Origin of the sequence: Variovorax sp. WDL1, assembly GCF_001541225.1 — a bacterium.
Taxonomy (GTDB): domain Bacteria; phylum Pseudomonadota; class Gammaproteobacteria; order Burkholderiales; family Burkholderiaceae_C; genus Variovorax.
In genome coordinates this window covers 253,277-266,439 of sequence record NZ_LMTS01000026.1, presented here as the reverse complement: position 1 = coordinate 266,439, position 13,163 = coordinate 253,277, and the positions used below count along the sequence as shown (strand labels likewise).

The 13,163-nt window shown below is 63.4% G+C and carries 15 protein-coding genes; 6 read left to right on the top strand and 9 right to left on the bottom strand.

Translation table 11 applies throughout. The features are described 5' to 3' along the window. Positions 1-14: 14 nt before the first annotated feature. Together APY03_RS04945 and APY03_RS45585 are read right to left on the bottom strand one after the other, a co-directional pair. Positions 15-911 carry a hypothetical protein gene (locus tag APY03_RS04945; protein ID WP_146039509.1) on the bottom strand — a complete coding sequence of 299 codons (897 nt, stop codon included), beginning with the start codon at positions 909-911 and terminating at the stop codon, positions 15-17. A 5-nt stretch (positions 912-916) separates the two neighbouring features. Further along, entirely contained in the window at positions 917-1,801 is an 885-nt protein-coding gene (locus tag APY03_RS45585) for a GIY-YIG nuclease family protein (RefSeq protein ID WP_443082796.1), read from the bottom strand. 173 nt (positions 1,802-1,974) lie between these two features. Between APY03_RS45585 and APY03_RS41230 the strand changes: the two genes are divergently transcribed. Then, entirely contained in the window at positions 1,975-2,160 is a 186-nt protein-coding gene (locus tag APY03_RS41230) for a hypothetical protein (RefSeq protein WP_102905932.1), read from the top strand. A gap of 13 nt (positions 2,161-2,173) precedes the next feature. Here APY03_RS41230 and APY03_RS04940 read toward each other — a convergent pair whose 3' ends face one another. The 3 genes from APY03_RS04940 to APY03_RS04930 form a co-directional block, all read right to left on the bottom strand. Next, positions 2,174-2,518: a cold shock domain-containing protein gene (locus APY03_RS04940; RefSeq protein ID WP_162487206.1), complete on the bottom strand. Its 345-nt coding sequence runs from the start codon at positions 2,516-2,518 to the stop codon at positions 2,174-2,176. 876 nt (positions 2,519-3,394) lie between these two features. Beyond that, positions 3,395-3,937, bottom strand: a complete 543-nt coding sequence (locus APY03_RS04935) for a hypothetical protein (RefSeq protein ID WP_068674494.1) — start codon at positions 3,935-3,937, stop codon at positions 3,395-3,397. 903 nt (positions 3,938-4,840) lie between these two features. Next, on the bottom strand, positions 4,841-6,298 hold the full coding sequence (locus APY03_RS04930; protein WP_068674491.1) for an RNA-guided endonuclease InsQ/TnpB family protein: 1,458 nt from the start codon (positions 6,296-6,298) through the stop codon (positions 4,841-4,843). 293 nt (positions 6,299-6,591) lie between these two features. On the opposite strand from APY03_RS04930, the gene APY03_RS04925 reads away from it, so the two are divergent. The 3 genes from APY03_RS04925 (at position 6,592) to APY03_RS04915 (ending at position 8,208) form a co-directional block, all read left to right on the top strand. After that, positions 6,592-7,146: a hypothetical protein gene (locus APY03_RS04925; RefSeq protein ID WP_146039510.1), complete on the top strand. Its 555-nt coding sequence runs from the start codon at positions 6,592-6,594 to the stop codon at positions 7,144-7,146. Between the two features lie 389 nt (positions 7,147-7,535). Continuing rightward, on the top strand, positions 7,536-7,790 hold the full coding sequence (locus tag APY03_RS04920; RefSeq protein ID WP_083944163.1) for an SWIB/MDM2 domain-containing protein: 255 nt from the start codon (positions 7,536-7,538) through the stop codon (positions 7,788-7,790). Between the two features lie 37 nt (positions 7,791-7,827). Beyond that, positions 7,828-8,208 (top strand): hypothetical protein, encoded by a 381-nt coding sequence (locus APY03_RS04915; RefSeq protein WP_068674485.1) that lies wholly within the window; start codon positions 7,828-7,830, stop codon positions 8,206-8,208. A gap of 27 nt (positions 8,209-8,235) precedes the next feature. On the opposite strand, the gene APY03_RS04910 is transcribed toward APY03_RS04915, so the two are convergent. The 4 genes from APY03_RS04910 to APY03_RS04895 form a co-directional block, all read right to left on the bottom strand. Next, the gene (locus tag APY03_RS04910) at positions 8,236-8,796 is read right to left on the bottom strand and encodes a peptidoglycan recognition protein family protein (protein ID WP_068674483.1); all 561 of its coding nucleotides are present in this window, start codon (positions 8,794-8,796) and stop codon (positions 8,236-8,238) included. Between the two features lie 154 nt (positions 8,797-8,950). Next, positions 8,951-9,448 carry a hypothetical protein gene (locus APY03_RS04905; RefSeq protein WP_068674481.1) on the bottom strand — a complete coding sequence of 166 codons (498 nt, stop codon included), beginning with the start codon at positions 9,446-9,448 and terminating at the stop codon, positions 8,951-8,953. A 188-nt stretch (positions 9,449-9,636) separates the two neighbouring features. Beyond that, positions 9,637-9,849, bottom strand: a complete 213-nt coding sequence (locus APY03_RS04900; protein ID WP_068674479.1) for a hypothetical protein — start codon at positions 9,847-9,849, stop codon at positions 9,637-9,639. 101 nt (positions 9,850-9,950) lie between these two features. Next, positions 9,951-10,364 carry a hypothetical protein gene (locus APY03_RS04895; RefSeq protein WP_068674477.1) on the bottom strand — a complete coding sequence of 138 codons (414 nt, stop codon included), beginning with the start codon at positions 10,362-10,364 and terminating at the stop codon, positions 9,951-9,953. Between the two features lie 335 nt (positions 10,365-10,699). Here APY03_RS04895 and APY03_RS04890 point away from each other — a divergent pair, with 335 nt between their 5' ends. Beyond that, on the top strand, positions 10,700-11,851 hold the full coding sequence (locus tag APY03_RS04890) for a glyoxalase superfamily protein (protein ID WP_068674476.1): 1,152 nt from the start codon (positions 10,700-10,702) through the stop codon (positions 11,849-11,851). Positions 11,852-12,237: 386 nt separating this feature from the next. Then, positions 12,238-12,996 (top strand): SPOR domain-containing protein, encoded by a 759-nt coding sequence (locus APY03_RS04885; RefSeq protein ID WP_068674474.1) that lies wholly within the window; start codon positions 12,238-12,240, stop codon positions 12,994-12,996. The last annotated feature ends 167 nt before the right edge of the window (positions 12,997-13,163 follow it).

The window sequence follows — 13,163 nt, the reverse complement described above, 5'->3', positions numbered from 1 at the left end:
TGCAGCCAATCAGGCTAGTCGTCGAGGAGGTCGGCGCCGCCGTCGGGGGCCAGCTCGGGCACCAGCATCGACACGGCAAAGCCGATGCGCTCCATCGCATGTGAAATCCGGTGGAAGCCGAACCAGTGCACATCTTTGACCGCCGGGCAATCCCCATAGGGCTGCTCGTAGCTCAGAACGTAGCCCTTGTCGCGGCCGTCGGCATAGCGCAGACCGATGCCCGCATCCTTGTGACCAGGTACCAGTGAGCCGCGCAGGAACGTATTCAGGCAGGGCCGTTTGGGATAGTTCACCCCGGGCATGTCATCAGAAAACCTGTCCGCAGCTTCTGCAGCCAGGCGGACGACGTCCTTGATGCTCAGGTTGCTCCCGGTGTACTGGTCGAACGTACCGTGGTAGTCCGGGGAATCCAGCAAGGCTGGGTCGTCCCAGAACTGCCGGATGTGCAGCGTGTGCCGCCCGAAACGTTCCTCGAGGACCACGACCCAGTTCGTGCTCTGTGTTTCCACGACGAACGCCTTGACGACATGCGGCGGTAGCTTCTCGCCGCCAATCAGGCCGAGGAGGCCCTTTGCGCCGGCGGGTACCTCTTCTGCCTCCACCTCGCGATGAGGGATGAAGTAGCAGTACGCGTCGTTGCCGAACTCGAACGAGTTGCTGGCGTCGTGGCCCTCGGCGACCAGCTTGTCGTAGAGGGCGACGTATCCTGCGAGGACGCCTTGCACCGCCAGGCCGACGTAGTTGGCCATCGTGCTCTCGAGCTCGAGGTTGCGAAGGGCCGCCTTGTCGCGGCGCTTGAGCTCAAAAAGCTCGGCCAGGACGACGGGGCGCTCCAGAAGCGAAAACTGCTCGCAGCAGCCGGCCTCCATTGCGACGCGCAGGGACGCGGCGAGCGTCTTCAGCTCTGTCATGCTTTTCATGTTCGTTTCCTTGTTGATTGACCTTCCTTGTGTAGGAAGCTGCAAACAAGGGACGGGGTAGGCTTCTCCGAAAACATCACAAGCTGGCGCGGTGTGCCTGGGTTGCGCCTCACAAAGCAATCAAGTCTGCTGGACGTTGCGCTAACCGGCCGCTCCGATTGCCCGCTGTTGCCCTTTAGTGGCCGCCGGGTGCGGCAGTTTGCCAACGGGCATCGCCTAGACCCCATAGAACTCGCGCGTTTGATGTCCATTGAGGGCCGTACCCTGACTTTGCAGGGTCCGTAAATCAAGTTGCTGATTGAGCGCGCCAGCGATGCGGCGTCCTGCTGGGGAGGAGGCGGTATGCCATGCACGAGCATCATCTGCCGTACCTCTCGCACAGTACGTCGCCTGCTGAAGGGCTCGAATACCCAATCACCGGGAGCAACGTCGTCACGCGCAATAAGACCTGCGAGCGTCTTCAATCCAAGGCGAAAGTCGACGCTCAACGCCTCTACGCTGAGGTAGCGGCGATGCTCGAGAGTTCGAAGGTTCCAGGCGAACCACTTGTGCAGGACTGTGTCTCTCAGAACCTCATGGGCGGAGTTGTAGTTTTTCGCGGTGCCCCAATAAGTGTTTAGCAGCGCCTGCTCGCCTGCAAGCATTGCCTCTCTCGTCTCGAATCTCTCGATGATTCCAAAACGAAAATCAGACAGCCCCCAGCCGTTCTTCTGAATGTCCAAGCACATCAGATGGTTCCCGACTCTGGCTGTGCGGGCAGCTTTAATAGCCCGCCGATGTTCTGCCCACCGGCTTGAAGTATTGCTCGTCGACCCAACGTAGAACTTGCCGTTCCGCTCGTTTTTTATCTTGTAAGTGACAAACGGACGTTCGCTTTCCATCATTCTCCCTTTCTACGCTTCTTCCGTTTCTAGTGTTCCGTGTCGACGCCAACTGCTGACCTGACCGGGGTTCAAAGGACTCTAAACGGTAGCGTTAAGTGTTTTAGAGTCATCAATGATACAATGCAGCCATCGGGTATTCCGCCCTAAAACACAAGGGTAAGAAGAATCGAATGAGCGAAATGAACGGCTGGGCCTGGTTTGCCCTTTGGTATGCGACTGGCCTGCTGACAAGCTTGTTCTGGCCGCTCAGATATCGCAAGAACATGCGTCGGCGCGACTGGGATGTTGTGCTCAAGCGGTTGCCCTTGATGGCGCTCTGTGGCCCGTTGGGCCTGATTCTTTTCTTCCCGGTCTAGGCCGACGAGTTCCTCAGCCGACAAGGCCCGGCCATGCCGGAAAGGGCGTGGCCGTGGCAGGAGCCGTTGTGCCTTCCTGCTTGTCCGCAATGCCAGCTGCCCCTTCCGCTACCGCGGTCGCCGAATGAGCTTTCAATGTACGCTGCTGGAGGGCCATGTGGCGTGACAGGACTGAAACGGCCAACGCCTGAGGCACACCGTCCAAGTCGCCCAACTCGAACTCCACCTGGTCGCCGGCGTCGAGCTTCCCTTTGCCTGCGACGACCTGTGAGAGGTGGAAGCTCACCTTACCCGACGTCTTGCTCGCAATGAGCCCTCGGCCCGTGATGCGGTTGAAATCAGCGACTTTGCCGGTCATTCTCATTCAGCACTCCATCCTCGTTGTTGCAGCATTTTAGGCGCGCATCTGATGCACTCCGATGCGGACTAACGCGCACTCCGTTGAGACCGTTTGCGGCGGGCCGCAGCGGTAGACTGCAGCCTGGTGGCTTCTGAGAGGACCGCAATGAAGACGACGAAGGCTTGGGTGCGAGGAGAGGGCGTGGTCCTTGAGATGGACCTCGCGACCGGAGAAGCCCGGATTGAGTGTGGGCATTTGGGCAGGCTCACCGCTCGTGCCAAGGAGGTACGGGCCGGCGCCAGGCTTAGCGTAGGGCAGCGCGTGGACTTCGACATCGTCCTTTGCGGCGGGACCGCCTCGGCCGTTGACGTTCGGGTGCTCCCAGAAAAAGCCGGTGTACCGCCCCGGCAAGCGCCCGTCTACGCAAGGCCGAGCCCCAACGTACTCCGGCCAGGGCCGCTCGAACCTGGTTCCGCAAGCCGTTCTGCCAGGTCCGCGGGGCCGCGGGAGGTCCCGGCTTGGCCACAGCGGTCGCCGCAACCGGTCTCGGCTGGAAAAGGAGTTTTCTCTCGCCTGCCGGATGAGCGGACGCATCCAAATGCTGCCGGTGCTTCCCAGGTGCAAGTTCCGCCTAAGGCCCGGCCGGCGGCGCCCTCCATGGAGCCAAAGCCCAAAACGGCGCGCCGCCAACGGCCGGACGTCACGGAAACGCATGACCGCTGCGGACACTGCGGAAAGCTGATGGTCCCAATACTCGTTGTCAGAAAGGGCAGGGCGGTCCGCTCTCTGTGTCGGTTTTGCGGGGGCACGCACATCGATTTCACGAAGAGCAGCGGCGCCGGGGTGGCGGCCGCGCTGTTGTTGCTCGGCCTCCTCGCGAGCTGAAGCTCGAGCCTAGAACACTTCGTAGAGCTTCTTCTCGCGGCCGCGCGGGTCAAGCGCGCTGCAATGTCGGATTGCCTTGGGCGTTTCGGTATAGCCCTCGACCGACTTTCCAGGCAGGACCCGCAGTCCGGTGAGCTCGAGCTTCACGAACTCGCGGTCGCGCACGGTCCTCGACGAATAGTCCGAGATGTGCTCTCCGCCCTTGCCCTTGCGGCCATCGCCCGAGGTATTTCCGAACAAAAGGGAAAAGTCTTCGTCAGGCGCCACGACAGCTGCGCCTTTAGCTGAGTGCTTCGGACGAGGCCTGGCAGGCGGGACGTACTCCGGGGTCGTGGTCACCGCAGGAAGGTCTACGTCGCACTGGACGGTGAGCCCGGTCAATACCGCCTGGCTGCCATTGAGAATGTCGACGAAGAGCGCCTTGCCGTCCTTCCTGAAGGTGACTTCCAGCTTCTGGGCAGCCTCTGTTGGCAGCAGCCGGTCCGCAGCATGGGCAACCGACGTGAACAGGAGGGTGGTTGCAAGGATTGGCAGCAGGGGTTTCTTGAGCATCTGTCGTTGGCGGAGGGTCGAGTGCGAGAGTGTATTGCCGGGGCGCAAGGTGCCAAGAACGACTTTCTCACGAAGGGCGCGACGAAAGGCCCCCCCGGCGAACGAATCACAGGGGGGCCAAGTCAGCGTGGCAACATTTACCTCGAACAAGCAGGGCAGCCGAGAAAGAGCCTTCCAAGACAGGACCGCAAATCCTTCACGCGGCCGCCGTCGACCATTGCATTCGTGTCATCCGCGCCAAGCGCCTGCCCCTGATGGTCGGCGCCATACTCCAGCGGACACCCAAGCCGAGCCCAGAGGGCCAGACGGGCCGCTGAGCCTGCCTGGGGCGTACGGATACCACTTGCGCCGGCATTATCCGCACGACAGCGCAGGCGCTCCAGGCACCGGCGGTTTCTGCGAGGCGGTCAAGAACCGGCGCGCGGCGGCGCTGAGTGGGCCCGACCGCAGGCGCGAGCTTGGCGACTGTGCCCCGGCGTTCGAGCGTGCGCCGCTTGAGGAGCGCGCGCGTCGCTCAGCGGCGCCCCTAAGGTACTCAGGGCTCCGCCCTACCTTCGCCACTCTGCAGAATCTTCAGCACGGTCATTTGCGACACGCCCACCAGGCGACCGATAGCCTCCGCGCTGAGCGATGACCGCTGGTGCTGGAACCAGATTCTCTCGAGAAGTGCTTCTCTGGAATCGTAGCGACCTGTCGTCTGCTTTCGCCCTCGCTTCTTGGTTGAGCTAGGCTCGGAGGAGGGCAATGGGGTGGCGTCGGGCTCGGGCATTTAAAGGCTAGGTGAAAAGGTGAGTTTAAGCTAAAATGCGCATCTGGTGACATTCCTCCCGCCGCCTGAAGGCGGGGGCTTCCTACGTTTTAGGTCAGGCGCTGAGCCCGGACCTGTCCGGCGTGGTGCTCGTCTCAGCCGCTCAAGTTGGGCGCCAGAGCGCCTGGCAAGAGCTGCGGGTTCTTGACTCCCGCGGTAGCTTGCGCACCCGCGGTACACGCCAGCCGTCGGCCGGTGGAGGATGGACGCTTCACAGGAGGCTCTGTCGCTTTGCGCGAGGCCTTCACCGGTCGCCCGGCTTGGCACTTGCCTTCTCCACGTCTGACGAGGCCCTGCCCGGGCTCCGGGGGCTTCACCGCCCCGAGGTTTGAATATCCGAACGCGATGTCCATCGCGATGTTGGCGCTGACCGCGTCGCGGTCCGCCGACAGGCCGCAGGCCGCACAGACGTGCCAGCGCTCCGAGAGGGTCTTGGGCACCGATGCGCCGCACAGGCACGTCTGGCTGTTGCCTCCGATGCCGGGACGCCGGCTGGCGACCGGAACGTAGCGCTCTCCGAGTGCGTGCTTGAGCAGTCCCTTGAACATCGCAGGGGCGACGTCCGAGACGCTGCGGCTGGTGCGCCGGTTCCGCTTCATGAACTCGACCCCGTGCTCCTCGACCGCGATGAGGCGGTACTTCTGCTCGAGCTGGCGCGCGACCTTGCGCAGCTGGTCTCGGCGCACGCACTCGATGCGCGAGTGCAGGATGGCGACCCGCCGAATCTGGCGCTTGAGCCGATTGCTGAGCGGGCGGTGGTCACGCTCCGGCAGCGGCCCATGGAGCCCCAGGGCCCGAAACGCCTTCCTGTATGCCGCGAGCTCGCGTTTGCGGGCCTCGAACTGTCGGCTCATCTTGCGCTGCTCGGCCTTGAGCCGCGGCAGCAATTGCTTCAGGGGCTTCGCCGGCGTATGGGTGGTGCCGTCGGCGAGCGTAGCGATTCGCGCGAGGCCCGTATCGAGCCCCGAATCCGGCAGCAGCGCCACCTCGGGAGAGGCGTGGCGACGCCGTCCCTCGCAGTGCTGCACCTGCACCTCGCAGGTGAATTGCGCGAACCAGCGGCCCTGCTTGAACACGAGGGTCACACTCTTGACGCGACCCGGCAGCTTGCGCAGGCCGATGAGCCACGCCTCGCCGAGCCGGCTCATGTGCAGGCGCCCGCCTTGAATCTTCACCGCGAAGCCGTACTGCGTGAAGGTGAGGCTGCGGTAGTTCTTGCGCGGCACTGCCGTGGGTGCCCCACGCTCGCCCTTGAGCCACGCCTTGGTGGCGTGGTCGAGGCGGTCGGCAACGTTCTGCAGGACCTGGGAGTGCACGCCGGCGTAGCGATGGTCGCGCGCCGCCAGAGCGCGCACGGTCTGGTACTGGTCGGCCTTGGCGAGATAGCGGTGGCTGCCCCCGGTGGCCCGGGCGGCGCGGCCCAGGGCACGGTCGTGCTCGCGTTCCCGGCGCAGATGCTCGCGCAGCTCGCACAGCACGTCGAGCGTTCCGTGCAGGCGTGCACCCAGCGCGGGCGACACCTCGAGCACGCCTTCGCGGACCTCGTAGGTCACGTCGTGCTTGGGATAGGAGGTCCGCTTGGCGCGAACTTTAGACGTCGGTAGCAAAGTCAGGCTAGATTTTAGGGAAAGTATAGCCTATAGAGGTCCGCTTTGACTCAGCCTAGTCCGAGCCGGCTCACCTATATCGGCAAAGCGCAGATAGTCTGCAATACTCGCGCCTTATATCCACGGCCTGAAGACCGTGGGTTTACGGCGCTGGTTGGCTAAAGCATTTCTCTAGAGTGTTGGTCGCTTCATCCGCGAGGCGCGCACGCCCATAGGCACACCTGAGGACACATTCTCCTATGACGACAACTCAACCCCGTAGCGGCCAGGTATCCGCGCTTCGCCTGACGCCCCGGCAGCGCACGCTGATTTGCGGGATGATGCACCAGCCACAGCGCCAGGCTTGGCGCCACTACGAGCATCCGGCAACGTTCGACTCGCTCATCAGTCGTGGTCTCGCCAAGGTGGTCAGCACCAAACGCGAGAAGGTCGTGCGCGCGGAACTGACGGTCTCCGGCGCACGGGCCTGGGCGAAACTCACGGGGAACGTGCTCGATGAGCCAGCGCCGAAAGGGAAGGCGGTCAAGCCTGCGGCCATTGAGCACTCCGAGGCAGAGCTGGTCTTCGCCGCGCTCGCCACCGGCCACTGGACGGTCGAGCGCAACCTTCCGCTGTCGTACCTCACGGCCGCAGCCAACAAGCGGAACGCATGGTCCGTTCGGCGGCGCGAGGCGCCGTTCTGTGCCGACCGTCGAGACTCGCCTCGCTCCTGGTCGGCGCCCACTGCGCAGAAGGCGCTCACCGCTGCCTGCGCCGACCTCAAGCTTCCGTTGCCCCAACCTGACAAGGCCTGAGCGGCCAGGATTTGTCCCCAGACGCTCACCATCACAATAAGTAGTATTCCTATGCCCGACGCGCTCCTGCAATCTCTCGACTCCCGCACCGCCGCAGCCGTGCGCGGGCTGCTCGGCCTCGTTGACACGTACGCTGATACGCGCCACAGCTGTGGCGCGCCGGAGTACAACGCCCGTGCCGCCGAAGCTCGCAAGCGACTCATAGCAGGTCTGGTCGCAGAGCTCCCCGCGCTGCATCCGTGCGCTCAACAGGGCGCACCAAGTGCTCCGGCGTTCGTCGCACAGGGTCGTCCCACCCCTCCGAGCCCGCGCGGATTCAGCTGCGACTGAGGCCAGCGGGGCCAGATTCTGGCCTCCGTAGAATGGTGGTTTACTTGGACTTTAGAATCATGACCGAAAAGACAACCAACGCCTTCTCTCGCCCACTGACCCCCAGCACGGAGCTGGCAGCAGTCATTGGCTCGACGCCCCAGCCCCGGACGCAAGTGACGAAGCTGCTGTGGGAGTACATCAAGGCGAACAACCTGCAAAACCCCGGGAACAAGCGCAACATCCTTTGCGACGCCAAGCTGAAAGCGGTGATGGGCAAGGACGAAGTGACGATGTTCGAGATGACCGCCCTAGTCGGCAAGCACCTGAGCTGACACATCGGGCTCCTCCGCGCCTTCTATAACGTTACCCATGCCACGCCAATCCGACGACCTCACGCTCACGCGAGCCTTGGCCCCTGCAGTACTGGACCGCGAGAGCTATGCGCAAGCGTATGGTGGCAAGGGACCGGAGGCTGAAGCGGCGACAGCCCTCAAGTTTGCGTTCGAGGCCCTTCGAGGCAAGAGCCTGAAGTCCTTGACCTCCGAGGAACGAGAGACCGCGCGGCTGGCGCTTATCTACGCCGAGCAATGGGAGGCGTCGCTGGCCGAGGCCAATGAAGGCCTTCCTGATGCGCAGGAGCCGCTGCGGGAGGCCGCTGCCTTCCGCAAGATGCGGCTGCGCCTATGGGGGCGCACTGCGATGGAAGCAGCGCTTGCTGACGGCAAGCACGTAGACATCCGGAGTCTGTAGCCGCGGTCGGCGCGCCCCCGCCGGCACTCAGGCTTGGTGCTCTCCCTGATGCCTGGTCGCAAGGAGGTCCTGAACATCTGCAATCAACTCGAGCTTGCGAACGTTGGTGCCGGGGCAGGCATGCGTGGTCTCAGGGTCCTCACGATGGAGCTTCGTGGTCATGGGCTCGAGGCCAAGGATGGCACAAAGGGTGGCCATGGCGGCAACGGTGTTCTGCCGTACCTTCAGCCCTCTGCCGGCGTCAAACGCATCTCTGTCGAAGTCGCCGAGCATTTCGATGCCGAGTGACTGCTTGTTCCACGAAGGCGAGTGCACGCCTGACATGGTGAGTGGCGTGAAGACCCAAATGCGCTTGTCGTCAATGAAGAGGTGAGGGCCCGCGCTCCATTTCATCTTGTCCCGGTAGTAGGTTGCGAAGTTGCCCATGTGCGTCTTCGTGAATCCGTTCGGCCGCTGCGCCAGGGTCGGTACACCCGTGTTGTGGACGACAAGGAACGAGGGACGCCAGGCAGTCCAGGCCAAGCTGTGGCAGTACGTGTCGAACGCGTCGACATCAAACGACTGGTCGACAGTAACCTTCCAGGCCATAGGTTCCTCCGAGCTGCTGCTTTAAGCGGACGAACTCCCCTGTTGCCAATCATCTATCGTCCGGTACCTGAATGCAATCGAGAACGGCTTCTTTCAGACCTGATGCCCGGCCCAGGGGGCCAAACGCATGCGATGCGCAGAGGGTACCCGGCGGCTAGCCCCGATGCTCTGTTCGCCCGTCCTTGTGGAGCCAAACGCCGCCTTCCAAGTAGCCCGGCTCGCCATTTCCTGGACTTACTGCCTGGAACAACTGGGCAGCTTCGTCGTGTTCGGCTCGATAGCGCTCGTTTGACTCCTTTCGACCCAGGCCGACCTTCTGGAAAAACGATGGGTCTATCTCCTGGTCCTGGGTAAAACGGTGAGCTGCGTCGTTGACGCGTTGGTGGACAGCTGTTCCGCTTTCCTCGAAGTTGCACTCAGCAACGTCATCGTCCTCGCGCCGGAGGCTGATGCTGGCTTCCCCTTTTTCGTTGAGAAGCGCTTCTAGCTTGAGGGGCGTCACCACGACGTCAACTCCGCGTTTGCGGACCAGAACGAACATCGTCTTCGCTGCGGTCGCGAAGTAAAGGGCTCCCATCCAGCGAGAGGAGGCGGTCGCCTGCATCTTGAAGCCCTTCGCGCGCAGTTCTGCAATCAGCTCATCACGGGTCATCGCTTTCCTTTCAACGTGCTCGACCTGGGCCCGCCAAGCAGGCCGCCTGGCTGAGCCGGCACCAGCTCGGCGGTAAGCATTGTGTCTTACATTTGAACCGCCGTCCCTCGACCCAAGGCAGGCAGGCGTCAAGCCTGCGCGGGCTCGGTGGTTTCCCCCGGTCGCCCGGGGCAGGCGCTCATTACATCTCAGAGGTCTCCGATGAGCGCATCACGCGCCAACTCACGTGCCGCGCGGTCCTCGTGGAAGCGCACCCGGGAGCGCACGAACTTCTTGGCACCACGCTTGGCATTCGCGTAGCCCTGATGGCCGTTGGAGTTGTCTCCGCCGAAGCAGGTCCCGATGGTGCGGTCCGACAGTGGCGAGTAGGCGCCGGCGCCGTCGAGGGGGCGTTGGAGCACGCGGTGGAGCAGGAACTGTGCCGATAGCGCTCGCTATCCTTGCGAGCCTTGTCGCCCTGGCGGCGGTGGTTGGTCTTGCTCACCGGAAGCCCTTCGCCTAGTCAGAAGGTGCTGTGAAAGCCCCGCTCGAACGGGAAGTTGACCTTCAGCACCTCCGCGGCCAAGTGTCCGGAGTCGTGCAGCGCGGTGACTGCCTCCCGGAAGGCGACCACCTTGGCCGGCTGCTTCCCCCGCCAGTGCTCGACGGCTGAGAACCCCTTCACGACATAGACGCAACCGGAGACGAAGTCCGGGGCCCTTTCCTTGGAGCGCAGAACCCGCAGCGTGCAGGTCGCGACGTCCCAGGACGCGCCTTCCTTGGGATTGGGCAGCTGGATGTAGATGCTGGGGTCGCTGAACGAGGACTCGTTCCATGCGCAGATGGCGGGGAACCCCGAGCGAAGGAGCTGATTTTCCAGGCGCAGCAGCAGAGCCTCGATGGCCAGGTTGCGGGCTTGGTAGAAAAGCTCGTTCATGCCGCCAGGGGTCGGCTGGAGCGTTCGGAGCTTCGTAATCTTCTGAGCGAGTTGCATGAGATGCGTGGGGGTGAGGCGCGGCGCGCGGGTGGGAACCTATAGCGGAACCGTCTTAAACCCGCTTGGGGCACTGGCCTCGAACCGCCGCGCTCCCTATACCAGGAAGGCTGCCAAAGCCTGCCGCGCGAGCCTCTTCGGAGGTCCGGTAAATTTGGCGGTTCCCAGAACCCTGTCAGACGCAGCTTTCCCAGTCATTCCGACTGGCCTTGCTGGCAACTCGCGCACCCAAGCTTTACCCCTATCGGAGGCCAGTCAGAACCTGATTGGAAACAAAAATGGACATTTCTCAAAGCAAGCTCAAGGCCAAAGTTCTCTCGACGTACCTGCGCGAGATTGGCTCGCCCATCAAGCACGGCCAGGCGCTCGACGCCATGGCCCGCATCAACGGGCACCGTACCTGGAACGAGTTTTCTGCATCTGCACAGAACGTCGACCTGGCGCCTGCCGTGTCGCAGACCATGCATGTGCTCCCTGTGCTCAGCGTCTTCGCCGGCCAGCGCGACACGTTGCGGGCCCCTGCTCGCATCAAGTCGGACGACAACCGCATGACGGCGGACTTCGATGCCACTGCCTGGCTGGACCAGGCCAGCGACAAGGAGCTCTCGGACCTGGTTGAAATCGGATTCGGAGGCGATTACGCATCCGACGCCGCCGGCGAGTTCATGGGCGCGCGGGACGCAGAGGTCGATGCGGTGTTCAAGTACATCGAGCGGGCGCAGGAGTTCCTCGGCCGCCGGGAATCACTCGGCTTCGAAGTCGACGTGAACCCGGAAGGTGTCTGGGCTTACCTGCGGGCGTTCCGGTACGCGCTGTATGTCCGGCTCACCCTGGCGCAGCATTTCGGTCCGGTTGCCAAATGGCCAGCAGACCTTGTCGTCTCGCGGCTGAGCACTGAGCCCGCAACCTTCGTCATCGAAACGCCCGGCGTCAAGGAAACGAGTTTTGCAGACGAGGACTTCGCCTGGACGGCCGTTGGCCGCGCCCTGGAGGAAGGCCTCGCGGACGAGCGCGGCATCACGATGGAGGCCGAGGAAGTCGCCCCGTGGTCGGGAATCCGGGAAGGCAGCACACCCGCACTGCCGACTCTGGTTCCCGGCCGTTTCCTGGAGGAGGGTGGCAAGCACCTGGTGCTGGCGGGTACGTCCCCGCTCACGCACGCGGAGCTCCGCCGCATCACCGACGATGGTGAACACGTCCTGGACGTCGTGCTTGGCGTAGAACTAGAGGACATCGCCTCAGGCATTGACTCGCTCAACGACCACGTTTCCGAGCGCATCACTGGCGGCATCTGCGACCTCACCGGTCTCAGCTACCACGGCTATGCCGGCGCGGACGTTGCCGACCTTGCGGGCAACTTTGGCGCCATCATCCGCGTCCGGGCGCACTGGACGCCGATTGACGGCATCGAGGACGACAACGAAGGCTAACCCCGTGCGCCCCTGAGCGCTCATTCGACCCTGCTGGCAAGCGATTGCTGGCAGGGTTTTTTCTTGGCTCCTCGAGGCGCTACGGCGAGACCGACGTCGACCTTCGCGACTCCGGGTTCGGGAGGCACGAGCACCTCGAGGACCTCTAGCGCATCTTCAAGGGCTGACGCCCTTTTCGGTTCTTGCAGGCTGTGCAGGCTTTGCCTGACAATTTCGACCGCTGGACGTCCGCAACGGCGTCAGGCTGGCCAATAAGCTACCAAGTCAGACCTGAGGTCGCTGGCTCGTGGGTGCTGCTGCAGGTTCTGCTCCAGCGAGCGTGTTGCCGAGGTCCGCCTGCGTCGAACAAGATTGGAGAGGAGAAGTCGGGAATGGAACCTGGAGATTTGGCCGCAGGCGCAGTGCGCCGGAGCTCGCCAGGCCTGGCGCGCCTCGCACGGCTCCTCGGGTGGCTGGAGCTCATCCTTTTCGGGTTGGCTGTTGCCTCCATCGCCATCTCCGCGCAGAACATCTTGGCGGGAGATGCCTTTGCACTCAGGTCATTGAGGTCGTTCGCAAAGGTTTCCGCTTGGTTCTTCGGCCAGTGCCTGTGGTGCACAGGACGCGAGACCACAGGGGGCATCCTGGCGAACCTGGCTGGGGGTTTCGGCTACCTCCTCGGGGTGTTCTCCCCGCTGGTGTTTGGGCTAGGACTGGGCATTTTGCGCAGGGCTGTCGAGCTTCGCGCCTCAGCTCTGGACAGGGCGGCGGGCACACCTTGGCCCGCTGTGTGGCTGCGCCCATCATTCCTTGCTCCGGCGCTCGCGGCGGCGGGTAGCCTGGTGCTCGCGCTTAGTGCCGTCTACAGCAGCTCGCGGCCCGCGTCGTCCCCTGCAAGACCGTCTTCGGCTGAAGCGTTTTTGGATTCGCCTTCAGGAACATCCCTGTTTGTCGTGCAGGTGGGCGTCTTCGAGAATGAAGAGGAGGCGAACCGCGTCCAGGCGATGCTGGAGCGCGTCGGTCTGCGTCCCTTCGCCACGGCGCCGCAAGGAGGGAAGGTGCGTGTGCGCCTGGGGCCATACCCGAGTCGCGATGACGCTCTGACGGCCGCGCAGGCCGTAAGAAGGCTCGAACTCCCAGCCGCGGTGCTCGACGTCAGCCGTTGAGGGCCGCTTCGCCCGAAAGCGAAACAAAAGTGCCTGCTCGAGAGGCGCAGACGGGCAACGCCTGCTAGCGGGCCTCTCTTCAGGAGCAGACGCTGCAGCGAAAAAAGGGCCCCCGTGTGATGCTTCACAGGGGGCCAGGGTCGTCACGCAAGAAGGGAGGAGGAGAG